The 26210-nt window shown below is 64.0% G+C and carries 16 protein-coding genes and 1 tRNA gene; 7 read left to right on the top strand and 10 right to left on the bottom strand.

The window, feature by feature from the left end; translation table 11 throughout:
- The first annotated feature begins 47 nt into the window (after window positions 1–47).
- Window positions 48–1196: a molecular chaperone DnaJ gene (gene dnaJ / locus F4U94_RS10620; RefSeq protein ID WP_120250756.1), complete on the top strand. Its 1149-nt coding sequence runs from the start codon at window positions 48–50 to the stop codon at window positions 1194–1196.
- Between the two features lie 35 nt (window positions 1197–1231).
- Here the strand turns inward: dnaJ and F4U94_RS10615 are convergent, their stop codons facing one another.
- A complete protein-coding gene (locus F4U94_RS10615) occupies window positions 1232–2518 on the bottom strand; it encodes an amino acid permease (RefSeq protein ID WP_120250755.1) in 1287 nt (428 codons plus the stop codon).
- Window positions 2519–2883: 365 nt separating this feature from the next.
- Between F4U94_RS10615 and F4U94_RS10610 the strand changes: the two genes are divergently transcribed.
- Window positions 2884–3075, top strand: a complete 192-nt coding sequence (locus F4U94_RS10610; protein ID WP_120250754.1) for a hypothetical protein — start codon at window positions 2884–2886, stop codon at window positions 3073–3075.
- Between the two features lie 64 nt (window positions 3076–3139).
- On the opposite strand, the gene F4U94_RS10605 is transcribed toward F4U94_RS10610, so the two are convergent.
- Both F4U94_RS10605 and F4U94_RS10600 read right to left on the bottom strand, forming a co-directional pair.
- Window positions 3140–4942 (bottom strand): acyl-CoA dehydrogenase C-terminal domain-containing protein, encoded by a 1803-nt coding sequence (locus F4U94_RS10605; RefSeq protein ID WP_120250753.1) that lies wholly within the window; start codon window positions 4940–4942, stop codon window positions 3140–3142.
- A 48-nt stretch (window positions 4943–4990) separates the two neighbouring features.
- The gene (locus F4U94_RS10600; RefSeq protein ID WP_120250752.1) at window positions 4991–5401 is read right to left on the bottom strand and encodes a MerR family transcriptional regulator; all 411 of its coding nucleotides are present in this window, start codon (window positions 5399–5401) and stop codon (window positions 4991–4993) included.
- A gap of 107 nt (window positions 5402–5508) precedes the next feature.
- Between F4U94_RS10600 and F4U94_RS10595 the strand changes: the two genes are divergently transcribed.
- The 5 genes from F4U94_RS10595 to F4U94_RS10575 all read left to right on the top strand — a co-directional run bounded on the left by F4U94_RS10595 (window position 5509) and on the right by F4U94_RS10575 (window position 11285).
- Window positions 5509–5919, top strand: a complete 411-nt coding sequence (locus F4U94_RS10595) for a DUF2946 family protein (RefSeq protein WP_120250751.1) — start codon at window positions 5509–5511, stop codon at window positions 5917–5919.
- Window positions 5920–6036: 117 nt separating this feature from the next.
- Window positions 6037–8058: a TonB-dependent receptor family protein gene (locus tag F4U94_RS10590; protein WP_120250750.1), complete on the top strand. Its 2022-nt coding sequence runs from the start codon at window positions 6037–6039 to the stop codon at window positions 8056–8058.
- Window positions 8058–9296, top strand: coding sequence for a PepSY-associated TM helix domain-containing protein (locus F4U94_RS10585; protein WP_232015724.1), 1239 nt, complete (start codon window positions 8058–8060; stop codon window positions 9294–9296). Before F4U94_RS10590 ends, F4U94_RS10585 begins: the two co-directional genes overlap by 1 nt.
- Before the next feature lie 35 nt (window positions 9297–9331).
- Window positions 9332–10954 carry an NAD(P)/FAD-dependent oxidoreductase gene (locus tag F4U94_RS10580; RefSeq protein ID WP_120252157.1) on the top strand — a complete coding sequence of 541 codons (1623 nt, stop codon included), beginning with the start codon at window positions 9332–9334 and terminating at the stop codon, window positions 10952–10954.
- A 52-nt stretch (window positions 10955–11006) separates the two neighbouring features.
- A complete protein-coding gene (locus tag F4U94_RS10575; RefSeq protein WP_120250748.1) occupies window positions 11007–11285 on the top strand; it encodes a hypothetical protein in 279 nt (92 codons plus the stop codon).
- Between the two features lie 53 nt (window positions 11286–11338).
- On the opposite strand, the gene F4U94_RS10570 is transcribed toward F4U94_RS10575, so the two are convergent.
- The 7 genes from F4U94_RS10570 to F4U94_RS10540 all read right to left on the bottom strand — a co-directional run bounded on the left by F4U94_RS10570 (window position 11339) and on the right by F4U94_RS10540 (window position 25670).
- A tRNA-Gln gene (locus F4U94_RS10570) sits at window positions 11339–11412 on the bottom strand.
- Window positions 11413–11655: 243 nt separating this feature from the next.
- Window positions 11656–15942, bottom strand: a complete 4287-nt coding sequence (rpoC, locus tag F4U94_RS10565; RefSeq protein ID WP_150411902.1) for a DNA-directed RNA polymerase subunit beta' — start codon at window positions 15940–15942, stop codon at window positions 11656–11658.
- A gap of 85 nt (window positions 15943–16027) precedes the next feature.
- The gene (gene rpoB / locus F4U94_RS10560; RefSeq protein ID WP_120250746.1) at window positions 16028–20191 is read right to left on the bottom strand and encodes a DNA-directed RNA polymerase subunit beta; all 4164 of its coding nucleotides are present in this window, start codon (window positions 20189–20191) and stop codon (window positions 16028–16030) included.
- Between the two features lie 308 nt (window positions 20192–20499).
- Window positions 20500–21843: an aminotransferase class V-fold PLP-dependent enzyme gene (locus tag F4U94_RS10555; protein ID WP_120252156.1), complete on the bottom strand. Its 1344-nt coding sequence runs from the start codon at window positions 21841–21843 to the stop codon at window positions 20500–20502.
- A 67-nt stretch (window positions 21844–21910) separates the two neighbouring features.
- Window positions 21911–23161: a cell wall hydrolase gene (locus F4U94_RS10550; RefSeq protein ID WP_120252155.1), complete on the bottom strand. Its 1251-nt coding sequence runs from the start codon at window positions 23159–23161 to the stop codon at window positions 21911–21913.
- Window positions 23162–23451: 290 nt separating this feature from the next.
- A complete protein-coding gene (gene cysK / locus F4U94_RS10545) occupies window positions 23452–24369 on the bottom strand; it encodes a cysteine synthase A (protein ID WP_120250745.1) in 918 nt (305 codons plus the stop codon).
- Complete coding sequence (locus F4U94_RS10540) at window positions 24366–25670, bottom strand: MFS transporter (RefSeq protein WP_120250744.1); 1305 nt, start codon at window positions 25668–25670, stop codon at window positions 24366–24368. The genes cysK and F4U94_RS10540 overlap by 4 nt, the downstream gene beginning before the upstream one ends.
- Between the last annotated feature and the right edge of the window lie 540 nt (window positions 25671–26210).

The following is a 26210-nucleotide window of genomic DNA, read 5'->3' as shown; positions in this document are numbered from 1 at the left end:
CATGTCGATATGTATCGGCATGACGGGCGAAGCGGGCGGGGGCCTCTATGACGACCGAAGTTGATTATTACGAGCTGCTCGAAGTCGAGCGCACCGCTGATGGTGCGGTGATCAAGAGCGCCTATCGCAAGATGGCGATGAAGTATCATCCGGATAAAACCGGTGGATGCGTGGACAGCGAAGCCAAGTTCAAGGCCGTTTCCGAAGCCTATGAATGCCTGAAAGACCCGCAAAAGCGCGCGGCCTATGACCGCTATGGTCATGCGGCCTATACCAATGCCCAGTCGGGCGGCGGTGGCGGCGGCGGTTTCCGTGGCGGTGGCGCGGGCGGCTTTTCCGACCTTGGCGATATTTTCGAGACGATTTTCGGCCAGTCCGGCTTTGGCGGGCAGGGCGGTGGTGGGCGTCAGGCCAATCGTCGCGGCGCGGACCTGCGCTACGACATGGAGATCACGCTCGACGAAGCCTATCATGGCAAGAAGACCGAGATTGCGATCGACGTGTCGGCCGCCTGCGACAGTTGCGAAGGTTCAGGCGCGCAGCCAGGCACCGGGGTCAAGACTTGCGGCACTTGCAAAGGCCATGGTCAGGTGCGCGCGCAACAGGGCTTTTTCGTGGTCGAACGCACCTGTCCGTCCTGCCATGGCGCAGGTCAGGTGATCGAAAGCCCGTGTAAATCCTGTCGTGGCGAAGGGCGCGTGGACAAGCCCAAGAGTCTGTCGGTCAACATCCCGGCCGGCGTGGACGAAGGTACCCGCATCCGCCTGTCGGGTGAGGGCGAGGCTGGTGCGCGCGGTGCCCCTGCGGGCGACCTCTACATCTTCCTGCATGTGAAGCGCCATTCGCTGTTCGAACGCGATGGCACGACGCTCTTCTGCCGTGCGCCGGTCAGCTTCACGACCGCGGCGCTGGGCGGGTCGATCGAAGTGCCGGGCCTCGATGGCATCCGGCATGAGATCAAGATTCCGACCGGCATCCAGTCGGGCAAGCAGTTGCGCCAGCGCGGCGGCGGCATGCCGGTGCTGAACGGGCGCGGCCATGGCGATCTGGTCATTCAGGTCGAGGTGGAAACGCCGACCAAGCTGACGGCCAAGCAGAAGGAATTGCTGGAAGCCTTCCGCGAGACGGAAACCGGCGAAGAATGCCCGCAGGTCAGCGGCTTCTTCTCCAAGCTCAAGGATTTGTGGGCAGATTAAGGCCTGTTCCCCGGCGAAGGCCGGGGGCCAGCCTCTCACCGCCCCCGCCGTGCCCACCAATAAAAGGGCAGGCCCGCCAGCATCAGCAGGATGCTGGACCCGCTCGCCACCAGTCCCGCGCCCCATAATGTCCAGAGCGCATAGCCCAGCCCGATCACCGCTGCGGGCACTGCCAGCCGGAACCGCAGGCTGGCCAGCGCACATCCGACATAGAGCCACAGCGTCGCAGACGTCGCCAGCAGCGCCATCGCGGTGAATAGCGCCACCAACCCTTGCAGACTGTTGGCGACCAGCATCAGGCTGGCCAGCACGGTGGACAGGATCAGCCCGCGCACCGGCGTGCCCTTGGCATCCGTCGCAGCCAGCCAGCGCGGCAACTCGCCTGACCGCGCCATCGCCAGCGGCACTTCGCCCTGGAGCAGCGTCCAGCCATTGAGCGCGCCAAGGCAGCTGATCACCACGAAGATGGCGATGAAGCTGGCTGGTCCCGCCGACCAATAATGGCTGACGAACGCGCCGAAGGGCGATCCGGTCTGGGTTTCCGCCGCGGGCAGGGTCAGCGCGATGCCGGAGCAGACGACCAGATAGATGAGCCCGGTAGCGGCCGTGCCGATCAGCGTCGCGCGCGGGATGGTGCGCGCAGGATCGCGTACCTTGTCCGCTGCCACGCTGGCCGATTCGAAACCGAGTAGTGCCCAGAGCGTCAATGCGGCCGATGCGGTGATGCCGGCCCCGGTCAGCCCTTGCGCCGGGAAAGGTTCGACCTGCGCGCTGCCGTTGCTCAGGATGATCGCCAGCAAAACCAGCGCGACCAGGATCGGCACCAGCTTGATGCAGGTGGTGGCGATCTGCGTCAGGCCGGCCGCCCGCGCACCGATCAGGTTGATCCCCGCCATCGCCCACAGGAAAGCAATGGAGCAGACCGCGCCCAGGCCGGGCTTGGCCAGCACAGGCATGATGCTGCTCAGGTTCGCGGTCGCCGCCACCGCGATGGTGACATTGGTGATGATGATGGAGATCCAGTAGATCCAACCGATCGCAAAGCCCGCCAGCGGCCCATAGGCGCGGGCGATCATCTGCGAGGCATTGGCGTCAGGCATGGCGACAGTCAGCCGTGCGATCACGAAGGCCAGCACCAGCGATCCCGCAATGGTGAACACCCACCCTGCCACCGCATCCCAGCCGAACGGCGCGAGTGATGCAGGCAGCAGGAACACGCCCGACCCGATCATATTGCCCATGACAAGGGCAATGCAGGCGGCAAGGCCCAGGGTACGGGAAGAGGAGGGGGCGGCGGTGGCCGCAGGTGACGGATGGCTCATTCCGAAGTTCTAAAGGCGTGTCTGAACGATTGCTAGGCAGCGCCCGTCATTCTTTGAACGTGGGGATCGGACGTTTCCATTCTCAACATCCGTTCGCCCTGAGCCTGTCGAAGCCTGTCCTGCGCGCGTGCCTTGGCAGCCAGCCGCAGGGGGCTGCACATTTTCAAATGGCGCTGCTTCAGCGTAAAGAGCGGGGCTTCGACAGGCTCAGCCCGAACGGGTGTTGGGTGATGGCGTCTGGCCATCGGCGGGTAATCCCGATCAGGCACCCGGCGGCGAGCCGGGCATGGAAGATACATTTCCTGCAATCGCCTTTGCCCGCATTGCATTTGCGAACATACCCGCAAAAGCCCAGATAAGCTGCGATGCTGCAACGCAGCAAAGTCAATAAAGGCCGTATGATGTTCTCTCTGATCTCGCTCTATTTCTCCTATCGCCGCGACGTCGTCTCTGCCGAGCGCTACATTGCCGCGCTCAACAAGACCAAGGCGACCGCGCCCGTCGCCGACGATGTGACCCCGGTTCTGGTCGAAGAACGGCTGCCGCTCGCAGCGTAAGGTCCATGCGAAAAGGGCGGCCCATTGGACCGCCCTTCGCGTGGTTACCGGATGGCAGCCGCAATCAGGCCGCCAGGAACATATCCGGATCGAGCGCCATCAGCGCATCGGCGCCGCCCTCGATCTTCCGCCGCAGCGAGCCCGCATCGGGCATGACCCGCTCGGCGAAGAAGCGCGCGGTCACCAGCTTGGCTTCCAGATATTTGGTATCGCCTTCGCCCGCCGCGATCAGTGCGGTGGCGGCCTTGGCCATGCGCAGCCACATCAGGCCGGTAGCGACGATACCGAGGATGTGCATATAGTGATGCGCGCCGGCCCCGGCATGTTCGGGGTTCTTCATGGCGTTCTGCATCAGCCACATGGTCGCCGCGCCCAACTGACCGCTCGCCTTTTCCAGCGCTTCGGCGATCGGCGCCAGCTTCTCGTCGCTCTTGGCGGTGGCGACTTCCTCGCCCACCATCTTGAGGAAGGACTGGAGCGCGCGGCCGCCGTTCATCGGCAGCTTGCGACCGACCAGATCCATCGCCTGTACGCCGTTGGTGCCTTCATAAATCTGGGCGATGCGGGCGTCGCGGACATATTGCTCCACGCCATTTTCCCAGATGTAGCCATGACCGCCGAACACCTGCTGACAGGCGACCGCCACGTCGAAGCCGCGATCGGTGCCATAGCCCTTGACCACCGGGGTCAGCAGCTGGAGCAGGTCGTCGGCCGCCTGACGCTCTTCTTCGGTTGCGGCATGATGCGACAGGTCGACTTGCAGTGATGTCCACAGGATCAGCGCGCGCAGACCCTCGGTCATCGCCTTGGCTTCCATCAGCATGCGGCGCACGTCGGGATGGACGAACAGCGTATCTGCCTTTTCGTTAGGCTCCTTCGGCCCCGTCAGCGCGCGACCCTGACGACGATCCTTGGCATAATGGACGGCGTTCTGAAACGCGATCTCCGCCTGGCCCAGCCCCTGAAGGCCCACGCCCAGCCGCGCCGCGTTCATCATAATGAACATCGCGGCCAGGCCCTTATTCTCCTCGCCCACGATCCATCCGGTCGCGCCGTCATAATTCATGACGCAGGTGGCGTTGCCGTGGATGCCCATCTTATGCTCGATCGAGCCGCAGGACACGGCATTGCGGTCGCCCAGCGTGCCATCGTCACCGACAAACATCTTCGGCACCACGAACAGCGAAATCCCCTTGCTGCCTTCCGGGGCATCCGGCGTCTTGGCGAGGACGAGGTGGATGATATTTTCGGCCAGATCATGTTCGCCCGCCGAAATGAAGATTTTCGTGCCGGTGATCGAATAGCTGCCATCGGCCTGCGGCACGGCCTTGGTCTTGATGAGGCCAAGGTCGGTGCCACAATGCGGCTCCGTCAGGTTCATCGTGCCGGTCCATTCGCCCGACACCATCTTGGGGATGTAGCGCTGTTGCAGTTCGTCGCTGCCCTTGGCGATCAGCGCCGCGACCGCGCCGGCGGTCAGCCCATGATACATTTCGAACGCCTGGTTGGCCGATAGCACATATTCGTCCACCGCCGTCGCCAGCACGCTGGGCAGCCCCTGACCGCCAAATTCGGCCGGGCTATGAATCGTGGTCCAACCGCCGGCGACGAACTGGTCGAACGCCGCCTTGAACCCGGTGGGCGTGGTCACGCTGCCGTCCGGGTGGCGGGTGCAGCCTTCCTTGTCGCCCACGGCGTTCAGCGGGAACAGCACTTCGGCCGCCATCTTGCCGCCTTCGGTCAGGATCGCCTCGACCAGGTCGGGCGTGGCATTTTCGAATCCGGGCAGGTTGGCATAGCGGTCCAGCCCGACAATATGATCCAGCACGAAGCGGGTGTCGCGAACGGGGGCGGCATAGCTGGGCATGATCTTCTCCTGATTATTCTTCTGTTTCTCCCCGGCGGGAGAGGGGGATTATTTCTGTTCGATGGTCGTGATGAAGCTGGCCAGTTCGGTGATGGCCGCGTCGATATCGTCCTTCTGGCGGGTCAGCAGGTCGATCCGCGCCTTGCACTTGTCCACGGTGACGCGGCGCTGCGCCTCATGCGCTTCGTCGGCGTCATAAAGGTCGATCATTTCGCGAATCTCGGTCAGGCTGAAGCCCACCCGCTTGCCGCGCAATATCCAGGCGAGGCGGGCACGGTCGCGGCGCGAATAGATGCGGGCCAGACCCTGCCGTTCGGGCGAGATCAGCCCTTCATCCTCGTAGAAGCGCAGCGCGCGGGCGGTGACCCCGAATTCCTCGGACAGGTCGGTGATCGTGTAGCTTTGCCGTTCGCTATGGTCGGGCAATTCGATGCCGGCGATGCTGCTGCGCGTGTTCATGCCATGAGATGTAATTCGACTTTACGTTTACGTCAAGGTGAGTGAGGGCGCGACTTGGACCTTTTGCCCGGATGACAGGGCGGCCCATCGCCGCTACGTCAGGGGACATGATGGGGGTGATCAGACAGTCGGAGAAGGCGCGCGGCCTGTTGGCAGCGCTGGCTCTGCTCGTCCTTGCCATCCAGCTGATCGCACCGTCGGGCTTCATGCCCGTGCGTACGGAACGGGGCGTCGTGGTGACGCTCTGTACCGGGACCGGTCCCGTCAACGTCGTCGTGCCGCGCGGAACCGCGCCGGATAAGGGCGACCATCGCCCCGATGACGGCGTGACCGGGCAGCAACATTGCCCCTTCGCCGCATCGGTGCAGCCGCTGGTGCCGCCGCTCATGGCGGCCGACCTGCCGCTGCCTGCTTGGCAACTGGCCTTCGGTCCGATCGCCTTTGCGCTCAAGACCGGGCTGATCGCCCGCCTCGCCGCGCCGCCGCCGCCGTCATCAGGGCCACCCGTCCCTTTCTGAAAAAGCCAAAATCTCCGTTCGTGCTGAGCCTGTCGGAGCCTGTCCTGAGCGACGCCGCAGGCGGCGTCGAAGGGCACGCGCGGTCCTTTGCATTATTTTCAGAAAGCCATTCTCTCCATGCGTCATCACCATGTCGCGCGCAGCCTGCCGCTGTGCGCCCTGACCCTTATCCTGTCCGCCACGCATGCCTCCGCCGAGGAAGCCGAGCAGGGCGCCATCATCGTCACCGCCAGCCCGATCGTCGAAGCAGCGGCTGCCCGCGTTCAGCAAACCCCCGGCGGCGTAGATGTCGTCGCTGCCGACGAGTTTGCGAACAAGGCCGCCGTCTCCCTGCGCGATGCGCTGGCCTTTTCCCCCGGCGTCTATACCCAGCCGCGTTTCGGGCAGGAGGTGCGTATCTCCATCCGCGGATCGGGCCTGTCGCGCGGCTATCATATGCGTGGCCTGACCCTGTTGCAGGACGGCATTCCCATCAACGGCGCCGACGATAATGGCGATTTCCAGGAGCTGGACCCGCAAATCTTTCAGCATCTGGAGGTCTATCGTGGGGGCAATGCGCTACGCTTTGGCGGATCGACGCTCGGCGGGGCGATCAATGCCGTGACGCCGACCGGGCGCAGCATGCCGGGCGCGGAGCTGCGCATCGACGGTGGCAGCTTCGACACGCTGCGCGGCAAGATCGCCTATGGTCATGCCGACGAGCGCGCAGATGTCTATCTCGTTGTCTCAGGCGATCGGTCGAACAGCGACCGCGCCCATGGCGACCGCAAGGCGCTGCGCGTCAACGGCAATGTTGGGCTGAAACTGGGGGAGGGCGTTGAAACCCGCTTCTACGCCAGCGCTCAGGCCATCCGCCAGCATCTGGCCGGTGCGCTCAGCGAGGCGGATGCGATCGACCATCCCGCCAAGGGTAATTTCACGGGCAACCAGGCGCGGGATATCGATTCGATCCGGCTTCAAAACCGCACCAGCATCGATCTTGCCCATGGCACGCTGGCCTTCGGCCTCTTCTACAATACCAAGGCTCTGTCCCACCCCATCTATCAGCTGATCGATCAGACGTCGGAGGATCGCGGCCTTTTCGCCAGCCTCGCCCTGACGGGCAATCTGGGAGCTATGCCGGTGGCATTGACGCTGGGCAGTCAGGCACGATTCGGCCGCACGGTGGCACGCCAGTTCGTCAACCTGAACGGCAGGTCCGGCGCGCTGACCGCAAATGCCCTGCAAAAGGCGCAGACGATCAACAGCTATGCCGAAGCGCGGATTGCGCCGGTCACGAACCTCTGGCTGATCGCGGGCGGCCTTTACAGCCATGGCGAGCGGCGCATCGCCAATCGCCTTGTCCCGGTGCGCAGCGGCGACGCCAGCTTCGACAGTTTCGCACCCAAGCTGGGCCTTCTCTACCAGCCCGCCGAGACGCTGCAATTCTACGCCAATTATAGCCGGTCGATCGAAATGCCGGGTTTTGGCGAACTGAGCCAGACGCCCGCCGGTGGCGCACCGGGCTTCACGCCCGTCGGCCTGCAAAAGGCATGGACGGCGGAAATCGGCACGCGCGGCCGGCTGGGCATCGCCGCCTGGGATATCAGCCTCTATCGTGCCGACCTGCGCGGCGAGATGCTGCAATATAGCGTCGTCGCCGGCACCATTCCTGCCGCGACCTTCAATGCCGACCGGACCCGGCATCAGGGGATAGAGGCCGGGCTGGACCTGACCCTGACGTCTTGGGCCAGCCTGCGACAGGTCTATCAATTTAGCGACTTCCGGTTCCGCGGCGATGCGCAATTCGGCGACAACCGCCTGCCGGTGGTGCCACGTCATGTCTATCGCGCGGAGCTGAAACTGGGCACGGATCGCCTCAGCGTCTCACCGGCGGTCGAATGGCTGCCGCAGGGCGCCTGGGTCGATTATGCCAACAGCAAGCGCGTGGGCAGCTATGCGCTGCTCAACCTTGGGGCACAGGCGCAGTTGCGTGATGGCGTCACCCTGTTCCTCGACGCCCGCAACCTGACGGGGGAACGCGCCATCGGCGATATCAGCGCGGTGGTAAACTATGCCGCCCTGCCCGCGAGCGGACGCGCCATCTTCTACCCCGTCGAACGCCGCGCTTTCTATGCCGGTGTCAGGGCGCGCTTCTGATGGAGCGGGGACTTTATCGAGCAATGTGGCGCTGGCATTTCTATGCGGGCCTCATCGTCCTGCCGGTGCTGGCGCTGATGGCGGTGACTGGCGCCCTCTATCTCTACAAACCGGAGATAGAGGCATGGTTTTATCCGGTGCGGATCACTGCGCCACCAAATGCGCAACCGCTGCTACCCGCACGCCTCATCGCCGCCGCGCAGGTGGCGGGGGCGCCTGCAACCCAGATATTGGTGCCTGCCAAGCGCGACGAAAGCTGGCGCGTCACGACCGGATCGACCGTCACTTTCGTCGATCCCTATAGCGGCCGGCTGCAAGGCCGGATGCACGACGGTGGCATTATGCAGACGATCCGTGACCTGCACAGCCTCGCTTTGACCGGCCCGATCGGCAACCGACTGGTGGAGGTGGTGGCGGGCTGGGCGATCCTGCTCTGCATCACCGGCCTCTATCTGCGCTGGCCCCGTCGCGGCAGCCCCGCGCTGGCGATCCGGGGGCGGGCCGGCGGGCGGCTCTTCTGGCGCGACCTGCATGGCACGCTGGGTTTCTTGTCGGCCGGCGTGATCCTGTTCCTGGCCGTCACCGGCATGCCCTGGACCGATGTCTGGGGCGGCGGTCTGCGCGCCGTCATCGCCGCCAATGGCGCAGGTCGCCCGGCGATGAAGGTCAATCCCTGGGCGCCGCCGGCCAAGCAGGCGCTGCCATGGACATTACGGGACAGGAACGCGCCAACCGGCGGTCCGGGCGACATCGGCGTCGATGCGGTCGTCCGGATCGCGGCCCGCCATGGCCTCGCTTCCGGCTATCAATTGTTCCTGCCGGCCAGCCCCGACGCGCCCTACCTGGTCACTGCGCTCAACGCTCGTGCCAACGATGCCCGCGCCATTACCATCGATGCAAGCACCGGCGTGGTGGTGCAGGAAATGGATTGGCGCCAGTTCGGCATGGGGGCCAAAAGCGTCGAATGGGGCATCGCCACCCATCAAGGGCAACAATATGGCGAGGTAAACCGGCTGCTGATGCTGGCGGGCTGCCTCTGCTTGCTCGCCCTCTGCCTCACCGCGCCGATCCTCTGGTGGAAACGCCGGTTCGCCGCGCCGCCGCCCGCGCCACCGGGCACGGCGCGCATAGTCGCGGGACTGATGCTTGCCCTCGGCCTTCTCTTCCCGCTCACCGGCCTGTCGATGCTGACGGCGCTGGTGGGCGAATGGCTGGTCGGGCAGATGCGGCGCAGCTAGTTTATTTTCAGGCCGCGAAGGACTATGGCGCAGCCATGATCCGTCTTTCCGGCCTGAAACTGCCCCTCGACCATCCGGCCGAGGCGATCCCCGCCGCCATTTGCGAACGCCTTGGCCTCGAACCCCATGACCTGCGCGGGTACAGCCTGGTGCGGCGCGGGAATGACGCCCGCCGCCGCTCCGCCATCATGCTCGTCTACACGTTCGACGTCGATGTTGCGGACGAGGCGGCGCTGCTCGGCCGTTTCGCGAACGACCACGACATCCGCCCGACGCCGGACAGCAGCTATAAATTCGTCACCCACGTCCCCGACGGCTGGCAGGGTCTGCGCCCGGTCGTGATCGGCGCCGGACCATGCGGTCTGTTCGCGGGCCTCATCCTCGCGCAGATGGGGTTCAAGCCCATCATCCTCGATCGCGGCAAGGTGGTGCGCGAACGGACCAAGGATACCTGGGGCCTGTGGCGCCGGGCCGAGCTGAATCCGGACAGCAACGTCCAGTTCGGCGAGGGCGGAGCGGGCACCTTCTCCGACGGCAAACTTTATTGCCGTGTCAAAGACCCGCGCTTTTTGGGTCGCAAGGTGCTGGAAGAGTTCGTCGCCGCCGGCGCGCCCGACGATATTCTCTGGGAAGCGCATCCCCATATCGGCACCTTTCGCCTCGTCACCATGGTGGAGGCGATGCGCAAGCAGATCGAGGCGCTGGGCGGCGAATATCGCTGGCAGCAGCGCGTGGACGATCTGGTGCTGGAACGGCAGGGCGACGGGGCGCAGAAACTGCGCGGCGTAGTGCTGCACGATGGCAGCGTGATAGAAAGCGACCATGTCGTGCTGGCGGTCGGCCATAGTGCGCGCCCGACCTTCGAGATGCTGCACGCGCGCGGGGTCCATATCGAACCCAAGCCCTTTTCCATCGGCGTGCGGATCGAACATCCGCAAAGCTGGGTCGATCGCGCTCGCTACGGCAATTGCGCTGGCCACCCGGACCTTGGCGCGGCTGCCTATAGCCTCGCCCATCACTGCGCCAACGGCCGCACCGTCTACAGCTTCTGCATGTGCCCCGGCGGCCGCGTCGTGGCCGCCACGTCGGAAGAAGGGCGCGTCGTCACCAACGGCATGAGCCAATATAGCCGCGCAGAATTCAACGCCAATTCGGGGCTGGTGGTCGGCATCGACCCGGCCAAGGATTATCCGGACGGTCCGCTCGCCGGCATCGCGCTCCAGCGCCATTGGGAGAGCCTGGCCTATCAGGCAGGCGGCTCCTCCTATTGGGCGCCGGGCCAGACGGTCGGGGACTTCCTCGCGCGCCGACCCTCGACGCAGCTTGGCGAAGTCGTGCCTTCCTACAAGCCGGGCGTGACGCCGACCGACCTGTCGCTCTGCCTGCCCGACTATGTGATCGAGGCGTTCCACGAGGCTCTGCCCGCCTTCGGCCGCCAGATCGCCCATTATGACCATCCCGACGCGGTGATGACCGGCGTGGAAACGCGTACCTCCTCGCCCATTCGCATCACGCGCGGCAAGGATTATCAGAGCCTCAACGTCGCCGGCCTGTACCCAGCGGGTGAGGGCGCGGGCTATGCCGGCGGCATCCTCTCCGCCGCGATCGACGGGATCAAGGTGGCAGAAGCGGTGGCGCGGGCGATCGTCCCGGCGTAGCGCGTCGACGATACGCATTGACGGCGTGGGTTGCTTTGGTGACCTTCGTGACATGACACCGATCGAACGCGCCGCTCGCGCTCTATGCGCGTTGGAAGCCAAGGCTGGGACTGGTAAGGTTTCGCCAGACGACGAAGCCGATTGGCGTCGCCATGTGCCGCAGGTGGTAGCGGTGATCGAGGCTCTGCATGAGCCAAGCCTGCCGATGAAGGAGGCGGGTGTAGAGATTATCCGATATGTCGGTCCGGATGAATCGTTCGTCGCCTATCAAAGCGATGCGGCCAATGTCTGGCGATACATGATCGATGCCATTCGACAGCAGGGACATTGATAGCCACCAAGCCTCAGCTGTTGGGCGGCATCTCTAGCTGAATGTAGAAAATTTGGATGCCCGACAAGGACTCGAACCTTGATTGACGGAGTCAGAGTCCGCTCTCTTACCATTAGAGGATCGGGCATCAATCCTGAGCGCGCCGCGCTTGGGTGGCCGCAGATAGGCGGGGTTGCAGAGTCGGTCAAGCACTTTTCTGATATATTTGCGCGACTTTCTGCGACCTTCCCCCACTGACTTTTCGGCCGCGCAAAAAGAAAGCCCGCCGGGCGCAGGTGCGTCCGACGGGCATATCTTCTCTTCCTTGCGGAAGGGAAGGGCATGGGAGCCGCACTCTATATAGGGTGCGGCTCCCATGCTTTCAAAGGGCTTATTCGCCGTCGCTCTTCAGCAGGTAATCGCCCGCATCCGCGTCGCTGCCATGGGTTTCCCCTTCGATGGCAGCCAGCGGATCGTTGCCGATCGCCGCTTCCGGACCCTGCGCCAGTTCGGCAGCCCGTTCGGCGGCGGCCGACTTGGGTGCGATCAGGTCCACCTGGCTGGACGCGCGCAGCGCGGCCCTCAGCGCCGCGTCACGCGACGAAGCGGCGACGCGCAGGCGGTTCATGCCGGCACCGGTACCCGCCGGGATCAGGCGGCCGACGATGACGTTTTCCTTCAGGCCAACGAGCGTGTCCTTCTTGCCCTGGACCGCCGCTTCCGTGAGGACGCGGGTGGTTTTCTGGAACGACGCGGCCGAGATGAACGAACGGGTCTGGAGCGAGGCCTTGGTGATGCCCAGCAGCACCGGCTTGCCAGCAGCGGGCGCGAAGCCCGGCTGGAGCTTGGCGTTGATCTCGTCCATTTCCTCGCGGTCGATCTGCTCGCCCACCAGCAAGGTGGTGTCGCCGGACTCGATGATCTCGACCTTCTGCAACATCTGACGAACGATCGTTTCGATGTGCTTGTCGTTGATCTTCACGCCCTGCAAGCGATAGACTTCCTGGATTTCGGCGACCAGATATTCGGCCAGAGGCTCGATACCCAGCACTTCCAGAATGTCATGCGGATCGGGCGAACCGCCGATCAGGTTGTCGCCGCGCTTCACGAAGTCGCCTTCCTGAACGTCGATCACCTTGCTCTTGGGGATCAGATATTCGACCGGCTCGCCGCCATCTTCCGGATTGATGGCGATCTTACGCTTCGCCTTGTAATCCTTCAGGAACTGGACGCGGCCCGACACCTTGGCAATGATCGCATTGTCCTTGGGCTTGCGGGCTTCGAACAGTTCGGCGACGCGCGGCAGACCACCGGTGATGTCACGGGTCTTGGCCGCTTCACGGCTGACACGCGCCAGCACGTCACCGGCCTGAACCTGCGCACCATCGTCGACCGACAGGGTCGCACCCACCGCCAGCATATAGCGTGCGGCTTCGCCCGAACTGTCGTCCATCAGGGTCAGGCGCGGACGGAGATCTTCCTTGGTGCGGGCAGCACCACGATGTTCGATCACCACGCGCTGGGCGATACCGGTGGCTTCGTCGGTCTGCTCGGTCAGCGTCTTGTTGTCGATCAGGTCGACATACTTAACGATACCGGGCTTTTCCGTGATCACCGGCATGGTGAAGGGATCCCACTCGGCGAAGCGGTCGCCCTTCTTCACGGCATCGCCATCTGCGAACAGGATGGTGGCGCCGTAAGGCAGGCGGTGCGTTTCGCGTTCGCGGCCTTCGCTGTCGATGATCGCGATCTCGCCGTTGCGGGCGAGCGACAGACGGCGACCGTTCTTGTCGGTGATCGTGGGCATGTCGCGCAGTTCGATCGTACCGTCGGCCAGAGCCTCCAGGTTCGACGTTTCGTTGAAGTTCGCCGCGCCGCCGATGTGGAAGGTACGCATGGTCAGCTGCGTGCCCGGTTCACCGATCGACTGAGCCGCGATGACGCCGACGGCTTCACCGATGTTCACCGGGGTACCGCGGGCCAGGTCACGACCGTAGCATTTGCCGCACACGCCCATCTTGCTTTCGCAGATCAGCGGGCTGCGGATCTTCACGGCCTGCGTGCCGATGGCTTCGATCTGGGCGATCATCGGTTCGTCCAGCAGAGTGCCGATCGGAATGACGATGCTGCCATCCTTGCTGTCGACGATGTCCTGTGCCGTGGTGCGGCCCAGGATACGCTCGCCGAGCGAGGCGATGACGGAACCACCTTGAACGATGGCCTTCATCTCCAGCGCCTTTTCGGTGCCGCAATCGTCCTCGACGATCGTGCAGTCCTGCGACACGTCGACCAGACGGCGGGTCAGGTAACCCGAGTTCGCCGTCTTGAGCGCGGTGTCGGCCAGTCCCTTACGGGCGCCGTGGGTGGAGTTGAAGTATTCAAGGACGGTCAGACCTTCCTTGAAGTTCGAGATGATCGGCGTCTCGATGATCTCGCCCGAAGGCTTGGCCATCAGGCCGCGCATACCGGCCAGCTGCTTCATCTGGGCTTGGCTACCACGGGCACCCGAGTGCGCCATCATGTAGATCGAGTTGATCTGCTTCTGGCGACCGGTGTCCGGATCGATCGGCATGGCACGGATTTCGTCCATCATGGCGTTCGCCACCACGTCGCCGCAACGGCTCCAGGCGTCGATGACCTTGTTGTACTTTTCCTGCTGCGTGATCAGACCGTCCTGATACTGCTGCTCATAGTCGGCCACCAGCGCCTTGGTTTCGGCGACGGAGCCTTCCTTCGAATCCGGGATCACCATGTCGTCCTTGCCGAACGAGATGCCGGCCTGGAATGCATGGCGGAAGCCCAGCGCCATGATGGCGTCGGCGAACAGCACCGTGTCCTTCTGACCGGTGTGACGATAGACCTCGTCGATCACGTCGCCCACGTCCTTCTTGGTCAGAAGGCGATTGACGGCGTCGAAGGGCACCTTGTGCGACTTGGGCAGACATTCGCCCAACAGCATGCGCCCTGGGGTCGTCTCGAAGCGCTTCATATACTGCTGACCGTTTTCGTCGGTCTGCGGCACGCGGCTGATGATCTTCGAGTGCAGGGTGACGGCCTTGGCATAGAGGGCCTGATGGACCTCCTGCATGTCGGACAGCAGCATGCCTTCGCCCGGTTCGCCCACACGTTCCATCGACAGATAATAGATACCCAGGACCATGTCCTGCGAAGGAACGATGATCGGCTTGCCGTTGGCGGGCGACAGGATGTTGTTGGTCGACATCATCAGCACGCGCGCTTCCAGCTGGGCTTCCAGCGAGAGCGGTACGTGGACGGCCATCTGGTCACCGTCGAAGTCGGCGTTGAAGGCCGAGCAGACGAGCGGGTGCAGCTGGATCGCCTTGCCTTCGATCAGCACGGGTTCGAACGCCTGGATGCCCAGACGGTGAAGCGTGGGCGCGCGGTTCAGCATCACCGGATGTTCGCGGATGACCTCGTCCAGGATGTCCCAGACTTCCTTGCGTTCCTTCTCGACCCACTTCTTGGCCTGCTTCAGGGTCATGGACAGACCCTTGGCATCCAGACGCGCGTAGATGAACGGCTTGAACAGTTCGAGCGCCATCTTCTTGGGCAGGCCGCACTGATGCAGCTTCAACTCAGGACCGGTCACGATGACCGAACGACCCGAATAGTCGACGCGCTTACCCAGAAGGTTCTGACGGAAGCGGCCCTGCTTACCCTTGAGCATGTCGGACAGCGACTTGAGCGGGCGCTTGTTGGCACCGGTGATGACACGGCCGCGACGGCCATTGTCGAACAGGGCGTCGACGGCTTCCTGCAACATGCGCTTTTCGTTGCGGACGATGATGTCCGGCGCGCGCAGTTCCATCAGGCGCTTCAAACGGTTGTTGCGGTTGATGACGCGGCGATACAGATCGTTAAGATCCGACGTCGCGAAACGACCACCGTCCAGCGGCACCAGCGGACGCAGTTCCGGCGGGATGACCGGCACAACGTCCAGGATCATCCATTCGGGGCGGTTGCCCGATTCCAGGAAGCTTTCGACGACCTTCAGGCGCTTGATGATCTTCTTGGGCTTCAGTTCCGACTTGGTGACGGCCAGCTCGTCCAGCAGCGCCTGCTTCTCGCCTTCCAGGTCGAGATCCATCAGCATCTGCTTGACGGCTTCAGCGCCGATGCCGGCCGAGAAGGCGTCTTCGCCATATTCGTCCTGCGCGTCGAGCAGTTCGTCTTCGGTCAGCAGCTGGAACTTCTCCAGCGGCGTCAGGCCGGGTTCGGTGACGATATAGGATTCGAAGTAGAGGACGCGTTCCAGCTGCTTCAACTGCATGTCGAGCAGCAGGCCGATGCGCGACGGCAGCGACTTCAGGAACCAGATGTGTGCGACCGGCGCGGCCAGCTCGATATGGCCCATGCGCTCGCGGCGCACCTTGCTCACGGTAACTTCGACACCGCACTTTTCGCAGACGATGCCCTTATATTTCATGCGCTTATACTTGCCGCACAGGCATTCATAATCCTTGATCGGACCGAAGATGCGCGCGCAGAACAAGCCGTCACGCTCGGGCTTGAACGTGCGATAATTGATGGTTTCCGGCTTCTTGATCTCGCCGAAGGACCAGGAGCGGATGCGCTCGGGCGAGGCAAGGCCGATCTGGATCTGGTCGAAGGTTTCGGCCTTCTGGACCGGGTTCGCGAAGTTGGTCAGTTCGTTCATATTTCAAGTCCCTCTAGAGGGTAAAGTATCTGGAGCGAGGCAGGGGAGGAGCGCTGTCTTCGGGAGGCAGCGCTCCAAGGGGCCCTTATTCCGCCGCCTGCGCCAAGCCGTCGTCGTCTTCGGTCGCGTCCATCGCGGCGAGTTCGACATTGAGGCCCAGCGAGCGCATTTCCTTGACCAGCACGTTGAAGCTTTCGGGAATGCCGGCCTCGAACGTGTCGTCGCCCTTGACGATCGCCTCATAGACCTTGGTACGACCGACGACGTCATCGGACTTCACCGTCAGCATTTCCTGGAGCGTGTAGGCAGCGCCATAGGCCTGGAGCGCCCACACTTCCATTTCACCGAAGCGCTGACCACCGAACTGCGCCTTACCACCCAGCGGCTGCTGCGTGACGAGCGAGTACGGCCCGATCGAACGGGCGTGGATCTTGTCGTCGACCAAGTGATGCAGCTTCAACATGTAGATGATGCCGACGGTCACCTTGCGGTCGAAACGGTCGCCGGTGCGGCCGTCATACAGATCCGACTGACCCGACGTGTGCAGGCCTGCGCGTTCCAACATGTCCGACACGTCCGCTTCGCGGGCGCCGTCGAACACCGGTGTCGCCATCGGGATACCCCGCTGGAGATGCTCGGCCAGATCGATGATCTGTTCGGGCGTACGGGCTTCGATCTGCTCGGCATAGCGCTCACCATAGGAGGTCAGCAGCCGTTCCTTGACCGCGTCGGGCATGTCGCCCGGCTGCGGGTTCGGATTGGCCTCACGCCAGTCTTCCAGCGCGTGCTTGAGCTGCTGGCCAAGGCCGCGGGCAGCCCAGCCCAGATGCGTTTCGAAGATCTGCCCGACGTTCATACGCGACGGCACGCCCAGCGGGTTCAGCACGATGTCGACATGGGTGCCGTCTTCCAGGAACGGCATGTCCTCGATCGGCAGGATGCGCGAAATGACACCCTTGTTACCGTGACGGCCGGCCATCTTGTCGCCCGGCTGCAGCTTGCGCTTCACCGCAACGAAGACCTTCACCATCTTCAGCACACCCGGCGGCAGTTCGTCGCCACGCTGCAGCTTGTCGACGCGGTCCTCAAACTTGTCGACGATCGACTTCACCGCTTCGTCATACTGACCCTTGATCGCTTCGATCTGGGCCTGACGGGTGTCGTCCTCGACCGCGAACTTCCACCATTCGTGACGCTCGACTTCGCCCAGCAGGGCCTCGTCGATGACAACGCCCTTCTTGATGCCCTTGGGCGCGGCCGAAGCCGTCTGACCGGTCAGCATTTCCTGAAGGCGGTTGAAGGTCGCACGGTTGAGGATGCCACGTTCGTCTTCACGGTCCTTGGCGAGGCGGTCGATTTCCTCCCGCTCGATCGCCATGGCACGTTCGTCTTTGTCGATGCCGTGACGGTTGAACACGCGGACTTCCACGACGGTGCCGGCAACGCCCGGCGGCAGACGCAGGGACGTGTCGCGCACGTCGCTCGCCTTTTCACCGAAGATCGCGCGGAGCAGCTTTTCTTCCGGGGTCATCGGCGATTCACCCTTGGGGGTGATCTTGCCGACCAGAATGTCGCCCGGCTCCACTTCGGCGCCGATATACACGATGCCAGCCTCGTCGAGGTTGCGCAGCGCTTCTTCACCGACGTTCGGGATGTCGCGGGTGATGTCCTCCGGTCCCAGCTTGGTGTCGCGGGCCATGACCTCGAACTCCTCGATATGGATCGAGGTGAAGACGTCGTCCTTCACGATCCGTTCGGAGATCAGGATGGAGTCTTCGTAGTTGTAGCCGTTCCAGGGCATGAACGCGACGAGCGTGTTGCGGCCCAGCGCCAGCTCGCCGAACTCGGTCGACGGGCCGTCGGCGATCACGTCGCCGGCTTCGATCAGGTCGCCCACCTTCACCAGCGGACGCTGGTTGATGCAGGTGTCCTGGTTGGACCGCTGGAACTTCTGGAGGGTGTAGATGTCGACGCCCGACTGGCCGGCTTCGATGTCGCCGGTTGCGCGGATGACGATACGGGTCGCGTCGACCTGATCGACGATGCCCGCACGCTTGGACGCGACGGCAGCGCCGGAGTCACGGGCGACCGTGCCTTCCATGCCGGTGCCCACGAACGGCGCTTCGGCGCGTACCAGAGGCACGGCCTGACGCTGCATGTTCGATCCCATGAGCGCGCGGTTGGCGTCATCGTTTTCCAGGAACGGAATGAGCGATGCGGCGACCGACACCAGCTGCTTGGGGCTGACGTCCATCAGGGTGATGTGGTCGCGCGGCGCCATCAGGAATTCGCCGGCTTCGCGCGAGGAGATCAGATCCTCGACGAAATGACCGTCGGCATTCACTTCGGCGTTGGCCTGCGCGATCGTGTGCTTGGCCTCTTCCATCGCCGACAGATAGACGACGTCGTCGGTGACCTTGTTGTCCACGACCTTGCGGTACGGCGTTTCGATGAAGCCATATTTGTTGACGCGGCTGAAAGTCGCCAGCGAGTTGATCAGACCGATGTTCGGGCCTTCTGGCGTTTCGATCGGGCAGATACGGCCATAATGGGTCGGGTGAACGTCGCGGACTTCGAAGCCTGCGCGCTCACGCGTCAGGCCGCCCGGCCCAAGTGCCGACACGCGGCGCTTGTGGGTGACTTCCGACAGCGGGTTGGTCTGATCCATGAACTGCGACAGCTGCGACGAGCCGAAGAATTCACGCACGGCGGCCACGGCGGGCTTCGCGTTGATCAGGTCGTTCGGCATCACCGTGGACACGTCAACAGACGACATGCGTTCCTTGACCGCGCGTTCCATGCGCAGCAGGCCGACGCGATACTGGTTTTCCAGCAATTCGCCGACCGAACGGACGCGACGGTTACCGAGGTTATCGATATCGTCGATTTCGCCCTTGCCGTCCTTGAGGTTCACCAGTTCCTTGACCACGGCGAGGATGTCCTCGACGCGCAGGGTGGTGACCGTATCCTCGGCATCGAGGTCGAGACGCATGTTCAGCTTCACGCGGCCCACGGCCGAGAGGTCGTAGCGTTCCGGATCGAAGAACAGGCCGGCGAAGAGAGCTTCGGCGGTTTCCTTCGTCGGCGGTTCGCCGGGGCGCATGACGCGATAGATGTCGGAGAGGGCCTGGTCGCGGTCTTCGGCCTTGTCGGCCTTCAACGTATTGCGGATCCATGCACCGGTGCCGACATGGTCGATATCCAGCAGTTCAAGACGGTCGACGCCAGCCTTGTCCAGCTTTTCGAGATTTTCAGGCGACACTTCGTCGCCGGCCTCGATGTAGATTTCGCCGGTGCTCTCGTTGATGAGGTCATAGGCGCTGTAGCGGCCATAGACTTCCTCGGTCGGGATCAGCAGCGTGGCCAGGCCGTCCTTTTCCGCCTTGTTGGCGGCGCGGGGGCTGATCTTGTGACCGGCGGCGAACACGACTTCGCCAGAAGCGGCGTCGACGATGTCGAACGCCGGCTTCAGGCCGCGCCATGCTTCGGCGAGATAGGGGATGACCCAGCCGCCTTCACCGCGGACATAGGTAACCTTGTTATAGAATTCGCCCAGAATTTCTTCCGGCGTCAGGCCGAGCGCGAACAGCAGCGCCGTGACCGGCAGCTTGCGCTTGCGGTCGATACGGACGTTGACGATGTCCTTGGCGTCGAATTCGAAGTCGAGCCACGAACCACGGTACGGAATGACGCGCGCGGCGAAGAGATATTTGCCCGACGAGTGGGTCTTGCCACGGTCATGGTCGAACAGGACGCCCGGCGAACGGTGCATCTGGCTGACGATGACGCGTTCGGTGCCGTTGACGATGAAGGTGCCGTTGCCCGTCATCAGGGGCATGTCGCCCATGTAGACGTCCTGCTCCTTGATATCCAGGACCGAGCGGGTTTCGGTGTCCTGATCGACTTCGAACACGATCAGGCGCAGGGTAACGCGCATCGGCGCTGCATAGGTGATGCCGCGCTGACGGCATTCCTCAACGTCGTATTTCGGGTCTTCCAGCTCATAATGGACGAAGTCCATTTCGGCGGTGCCGGCGAAGTCGCGGATCGGGAAGACGCTGCGCAGCGTCTTTTCCAGGCCCGACACATAGCCGATCGACGGATCGGAACGCAGGAACTGTTCGTAACTCTCCCTCTGAACCTCGATCAGGTTCGGCATCTGCACCACTTCGTGGATGTCGCCGAACACCTTGCGGATGCGCTTCTTAGCGCCGGTGTTGCTGATGGGGGGGAGAGCCTTGGTCGCCATGCGGTTCCTGCCTGTGTCAGTTCGTCGTGTTTTTCCGCATCCCGGCGGAAATTCAGTCGAAGCGCTATGAACTAGAGGGTGATTCGCACCCTCTATTCCACGCAAAAAAAGTGCGGGCCGGGACTGTCCGATCCGCACTATCAGCACCTGATGACCCGTCGAAAGTCGCCCAATTCCGCCAGCTTCGCGCGCAATTCGATGCTGGACCCCGAGCGATCCGGGGGACGGCCGACCATCAACGCATAGCGTCGAGAGGACGACCGGATTGACGCCGATATAGGCGCTATGTCCCTGTTTGTGAAGGGGGGTCAGCTAAACAGCCCGCGCTCCGCCCGGATCGCGGCCACCAGCCGGTCCAGTTCGGCGCTGCTGTTGAACAGGGCTGGTGTGACCCGCAGCACCGGGCCGGACGCCAGGCCGGCCTTGGCCACGACCAGCAGACGATATTTGTCGAGAAATAGCGCCGCCGCCCGTTTCGCGTCATCCGGCCCCTTCATGCCGGGCAGGCGGAAGCCCGCGACAGCGCCGTGGCGGTCAGGCTCGTCGGGCAACATCATCTCCAGCCCCTTGATATCGCGTACTCGGTCGACCCAATAGTTGCGTAGGCGCAACAGATGCCGATATTTGGCCGCACTGCCGATGGCCTGATGCACCTCCGTCGCGCGCGGCACCGTCAGCCGTGCGGCGAAATCGACCGTGCCGGTGGGAATGCGTGCGCGGATATCCTCCGGCCCATGGATGCGATTGCCCAGCCAGGGGCTGATATCCCGCAACCGGCCCTTGCGGATATAGATGCCCCCTGTGCCGAGCGGCGCGGCCAGCCATTTGTGCAGCGAAAAGCCGATGAAATCCGCGCCGCTGTCATCCACCGTGAAGGGCAGGTGGCCCACCGCCTGCGCGCTGTCCAATATCGTGTCCACGCCGCGCGCCCGCGCCATGTCCACGATCGCCCTGACCGGCGGCACCAGCCCGCTGCGGTTCGACAAATGGGTCAGCAGCAGCAGTTTCGCGCGTGGCGTGTCCTTCAGTATCTTCTCATAGGCCGCCAATATGTTGGCCTCATCATGCGGTTCCGGCAGCGAAAAGCGCACGATCCGCGCGCTCCTGCTTTTTTCCAGATAGTCGCAGGCGAACTGCATCTCGTCATAATCGACATCGGCATAGATCACCGCGTCGCCCGGTTGCAGCAGCGAGTAATTGGCGATCAGGGCGTAGAGCGCCTCGGTCCCGCCACCCGCCAGCGCGATCTCTTCGGTCGATGCGCCCAGCAGCTTCGCCACCGCCGCGCGTGATTTGTCCAGTTCGACGTCGCGCGGATGGCCGGGCGCCGCATTGCGCAGGAACAGCGCATGATTCTGGTTCACCCAGCGCGACCGCGCCTCATAGGCGGCCTGTACCGGCAGCGTCATCGCGCCATAATAGGCCGCGTCGAAGGTCGCGAAGTCCCGGTTCACCCGATAGAGCGGCATCAATGCCGCCTGTGCCGCATCGAAATCGGCCATGTCGCCGGTAAAGCGGAAGGGCGGCTCGGCCGGCCATGGCAAGGCGGCATCACCGTGCACCATCGCACTCCCGTCAGCGCCGCTCAATGCCAGCCCCAACGTGCCGCAGACCACGCCCCCACTGCCCAGAAAAGCCCGTCGCGTCACCATATGCCACCCTTGTCCAATCATGTAATAATATACCATGACGGAACAGGGTCGCAAACCCGCTATGGCATCATGGTGCACCGTTCGATGCGGCGCCGGGCATGGCGGCCGATGGCGCGACCGGCGCGATCTTCACCGTTTCGAACCGCTCCTTGCGTCGAACGCCGGTCAGTACGGGCGCGGGCGAGGCTGCGGTTATGCGCTGGCGCATGCACTCGGCCTTGGCGGCGCGGGGCGTCACCGCGCAGTTCCACAATGCCCGCTGCAATCCGCTCTGCGTGTCGTGAATGTAGGAAAATCGCATGGACGTCAGATTGGCCAGGGTCAGCGGCAATTCCTTGGGCGCGTCCGCCGCGGTCCATCCCATGATGCGGCATTGCGGCCGTCCCGCGCAAAAGGTGCGGGCGCTTTCCGGCCAGCTGTCGGGTTTGCTCCCGCGCGGCAGTTCGACCAGGAAGCTGCGTATGTCGGCCAGCGCGATCAACCGCACGCCGCCCACGCTCTTGCCGATCTGGTCCAGGCCGATCGCCTGTCGTGCCTGCGCGGCGATCGCCTCCGCACTGTCGCCGACCGGCGTGACGGCGCCCGGCAGCGGGAGCGTCACGTCGCGATGCGCGATCGAAAAGGCCGCGATGCGCGCAATCAGCGGCTCGCCCGCATCGCCGCGCCTGCGGAAAGCGGCGGGCGTGCCCCACCAGCCACGCCAGCGGAAGAAGAGGTGGGTGCCGACCGCCGTGATCTTGTCCAGGCTGCTGCTCCAATAGGGCACGACCCAGTCGGTATGATAATGGGTGGCGTGGCCGACCGGTGCGTAGACCTTGCCCGCCAAGGCGCCGCGCGCAATCTCCTGCGCGCGCGCCCAGGCCGCCGGTCCCGGAACCCGTGCCAGCGCCCCGTCGCAGCTGAAGGTGAACTGGCAACCGGTGCTGCGTTCCTGCCCCTGAAACACGACGCCGCATACCGTCTTGGGGAAGGCGGGGTGGCGCACCCGGTTCAATACGACCTGCGCGACCGCCTGCTCACCCACGGCATCGTCGCCCGCTTCGAAAATTTCCGCTGCGGCCAGACAATCGACGGCGCGGGACATATCCGTTTCCGTGCCGGAAAAGAGGAAGGGCAGGGCGGCCGGATTGGGGTCGCGGGAAAAGGGGATGGCGGCGTTGAACGCCACGGCCTGATCCCGTGCCAGGGCATAGACCTTGACCGGTTCGACAGGGGGCGGGGGTGTCGTCGGCCGCTTGCCGCGCGCCGCATGGGCGACCGCGACGCGCGCAGGGGCGTCGGCCGCCTGCCTGTGGCTTTCCCATCCGGCCACCGCCATGGGCAGGCCCACGAACAGCAAGGCCCAGACGATCCAGGACAGGAGGGTGGAAAGATCGGTTCGTTTCACGCGGATGATGGCCCTGCGACGGATCGGTCGTCAGCGCGGTTCGCCACGTTTCCGAATATAAGCCACTTCATGCTGAACATGGTCCAGCATCCATAGTGCCTCTGTGCGGGGTCTGCCTTTAGGCAGGAACAGGGGCTGAAACAAGGCAGGCATGAGGGGCGCCATATCGCTTCGCCGTTCGCCCTTATGGTTGCAGGCGAACGGCATGGGGCGATCCTGCCTTATTCCGGCAGGAAGTCGGGCACCGACAGATAGCGTTCGCCGGTATCATAGTTGAAGCCCAGCACGCGGCTGCCGGCGGGCAGTTCCTTGAGCTTCTGCGCGATCGCGGCCAGCGTGCCGCCCGACGAAATGCCGACCAGCAGCCCTTCCTGCGTCGCGGCGCGGCGGGCATAATCCTTGGCATCGGCGGGATCGACCTGGATCACGCCGTCCAGCAACTGGGTGTGCAGGTTGGCCGGGATGAAGCCTGCGCCGATACCCTGAATGGGATGCGGGCCGGGCTGACCGCCGCTGATGACCGGCGACAGCGTCGGTTCGACCGCATAGACCTTCAGATTGGGCCATGCCTTTTTCAGCACTTCGGCCACGCCGGTGATATGGCCGCCCGTGCCCACACCGGTAATCAGCGCGTCGATCGGCGTGTCGGCGAAGTCGGCCAGGATTTCCTGCGCGGTCGTGCGCACATGCACGTCGATATTGGCGGGGTTTTCGAACTGCTGCGGCATCCAGCTGCCCGGCGTCTGCGACACCAGCTCCAGCGCGCGCTCGATCGCGCCCTTCATGCCCTTTTCGCGCGGCGTCAGGTCGAAGCTGGCGCCATAGGCCAGCATCAGGCGGCGGCGCTCGATCGACATGCTTTCGGGCATGACCAGCACCAGCTTATAGCCCTTGACCGCCGCGACCATGGCCAGGCCCACGCCGGTATTGCCCGACGTCGGCTCGATGATGGTGCCGCCGGGCTGCAATTCGCCGCTGGCCTCCGCCGCTTCGATCATGGCGAGGGCGATACGGTCCTTGATCGATCCGCCGGGGTTCGATCGTTCCGACTTGATCCAGACTTCAGCGTCCCCGAACAGCCGGTTCACCCGGACGTGCGGCGTATTGCCGATGGTTTCGAGAATCGTGGCAGCTTTCATGAAGGCTTCTCCTGGCTATTTTCCGCTCGCCCGATGTCGGGTGGATCGAAGCTACGTGCAAGGCGCAATTCGGGAAAGAGTCGCGCCCAGATGATGGTGATGATGATAGCACCGATGCCGCCGCCGATCACCGCCGCGACCGGCCCGACCATGGCGGCCAGGAAGCCGGACTCCGCTTCGCCCAGTTCGTTGGAGGCGGAGATGGTGAGTTGCGACAGGCTGGACACGCGGCCGCGCATGGCATCGGGCGTATGGAGCTGGACCAGCGACTGGCGCACGAACACCGACACCATGTCCGCGCCGCCCAGCACCACGAGCGCCGCGACGCCTGCCTCCACCGCGATGTCGCGCGGCAGAAAGGCGGTGCAGCCGAAGGCGATCGTGGACAGGCCGAACAGGATGACCGACGCCAGCATCTTCAGCCCCACTTCCGTCTTCATCGGGCGGAAGGAGAACCAGAGCGCCGTCACCGCCGCGCCGATGCCGGGCGCCGCAGCCAGATGGCCAAGGCCCGCCGATCCCACATGCAATATGTCGCGGGCATAGACCGGCAGCAATGCGGTCGCGCCCGCCAGCAGCACGGCGAACAGGTCCAGCGTGATCGTCGCCAGCACCAGCCGGTTGCCCTTCACATAGGCAAAGCCGTCGATCATCTGGCGCACGGGATGGCGGCTGGTGTCGCGCGGCGGCTGGGGCACCGGCCCGATCAGCAGCATGCCGATCAGGGCAACGCCATAAAGCGCGGCGGCCAGCGCATAGGCGCCCCATGGCGTCATCGCATAGGCATAGCCGCCCAGTGCCGGGCCGATGATGGACCCGGTCTGCCAGGCGACGCTGGAAATGGCGATGGCGGTGGGCAAAATGGCGGGCGGCACCAGATTGGGCGCCAATGCGCCATAGGCCGGTCCGTTGAAGGCGCGCGCGATGCCCACGATGATGGCGATGCCGAAGATGAGCGGCAGGCTGACCCAGCCTTCATAGGTGGCGAAGGCCAGCAAGGCCGAGGCCGTCGTCAGCAGGGTCAGCGTCAGTCGGGTGATGACCCGCCGGTCATAATGATCGGCGACCCAACCGGTGATGGGCGTCAGGAAGAAGAGAGGCAGGAATTGCGCCAGCCCGATCAGGCCCAGCTGTGCCGAGGCGCCCGCCGTCGTCATCGTTTCGCGCGCGATATTATAGGCCTGCCACGCCAGCACGATCATCATGCTGTACTGCGCCAGCACGGCGCATAGCCGACCGACCAGATAGGCCCGGAAATTGGCGAAATGCAGCGGGTGGCGGGGAGGAGGGGAGGCCGTCATGCCGATGGCTTTAGCGGCGCTTATATTGCCGAAGCAACAGCGCCGCGACCCAGCAGGCAACAAGATTTGCTTTGCGACCTATGAGCGGGAGGGGGAGCGGGGCGGGCCGACATGTTTGCAGGCTGCCGCCTGCGTTCCGGGCAGGCCAGGCGGACCTGCCCGATCGGCGGACGACCGGGTGATTCGGGATGGCGGTGGCGAAGAGGGCGCTTTGCTGGGTCACTCCAGGGTCACGCTTTGAGCGTGGCGCGAAGTTCACACCGTCACTGGCGACGCGAAAATGCGGTAAAAAACGGACGATGCGCCGCCCATGCGCCATGAAGGTCACCGTCACGCGTCTGCAACGCGCCATTAGGGTTATTGCGCCGCGCCAGCCAGGGCACAGTAGCGCACCGGTCGGGTCATGCATGCGGGGCGGATTTGGTGCATGGGGCGTGCTGGGGCGAAGGGGCGAACGGGTCATCCGACAGGATAGATCAGAGATTATCCTACATTGGTAGCGGCGTGTCATGTTGCGGTGAGATGGCTGGCGACGAGCAG

Origin of the sequence: Sphingobium limneticum (assembly GCF_008710155.1) — a bacterium.
In the GTDB taxonomy this organism is placed as follows: Bacteria; Pseudomonadota; Alphaproteobacteria; order Sphingomonadales; family Sphingomonadaceae; genus Sphingobium; species Sphingobium limneticum.
This window is presented reverse-complemented; position numbering and strand designations above follow the sequence as displayed.

What these genes read in the sequence shown, in the direction of transcription:
- F4U94_RS10600 (WP_120250752.1), bottom strand. Translation starts at nt 5,401, where the DNA reads ATGAACACGCGCAGCAGCATCGCCGGCATCGAATTGCCCGACCATAGC.
- F4U94_RS10555 (WP_120252156.1), bottom strand. Translation starts at nt 21,843, where the DNA reads ATGGTGACGCGACGGGCTTTTCTGGGCAGTGGGGGCGTGGTCTGCGGC.
- F4U94_RS10540 (WP_120250744.1), bottom strand. Translation starts at nt 25,670, where the DNA reads ATGACGGCCTCCCCTCCTCCCCGCCACCCGCTGCATTTCGCCAATTTC.
- dnaJ (WP_120250756.1), top strand. Translation starts at nt 48, where the DNA reads ATGACGACCGAAGTTGATTATTACGAGCTGCTCGAAGTCGAGCGCACC.
- F4U94_RS10605 (WP_120250753.1), bottom strand. Translation starts at nt 4,942, where the DNA reads ATGCCCAGCTATGCCGCCCCCGTTCGCGACACCCGCTTCGTGCTGGAT.
- F4U94_RS10585 (WP_232015724.1), top strand. Translation starts at nt 8,058, where the DNA reads ATGGAGCGGGGACTTTATCGAGCAATGTGGCGCTGGCATTTCTATGCG.
- rpoC (WP_150411902.1), bottom strand. Translation starts at nt 15,942, where the DNA reads ATGAACGAACTGACCAACTTCGCGAACCCGGTCCAGAAGGCCGAAACC.
- F4U94_RS10610 (WP_120250754.1), top strand. Translation starts at nt 2,884, where the DNA reads ATGCTGCAACGCAGCAAAGTCAATAAAGGCCGTATGATGTTCTCTCTG.
- F4U94_RS10580 (WP_120252157.1), top strand. Translation starts at nt 9,332, where the DNA reads ATGATCCGTCTTTCCGGCCTGAAACTGCCCCTCGACCATCCGGCCGAG.
- rpoB (WP_120250746.1), bottom strand. Translation starts at nt 20,191, where the DNA reads ATGGCGACCAAGGCTCTCCCCCCCATCAGCAACACCGGCGCTAAGAAG.
- F4U94_RS10550 (WP_120252155.1), bottom strand. Translation starts at nt 23,161, where the DNA reads ATGGCGGTGGCCGGATGGGAAAGCCACAGGCAGGCGGCCGACGCCCCT.
- cysK (WP_120250745.1), bottom strand. Translation starts at nt 24,369, where the DNA reads ATGAAAGCTGCCACGATTCTCGAAACCATCGGCAATACGCCGCACGTC.
- F4U94_RS10575 (WP_120250748.1), top strand. Translation starts at nt 11,007, where the DNA reads ATGACACCGATCGAACGCGCCGCTCGCGCTCTATGCGCGTTGGAAGCC.
- F4U94_RS10615 (WP_120250755.1), bottom strand. Translation starts at nt 2,518, where the DNA reads ATGAGCCATCCGTCACCTGCGGCCACCGCCGCCCCCTCCTCTTCCCGT.
- F4U94_RS10595 (WP_120250751.1), top strand. Translation starts at nt 5,509, where the DNA reads ATGATGGGGGTGATCAGACAGTCGGAGAAGGCGCGCGGCCTGTTGGCA.
- F4U94_RS10590 (WP_120250750.1), top strand. Translation starts at nt 6,037, where the DNA reads ATGCGTCATCACCATGTCGCGCGCAGCCTGCCGCTGTGCGCCCTGACC.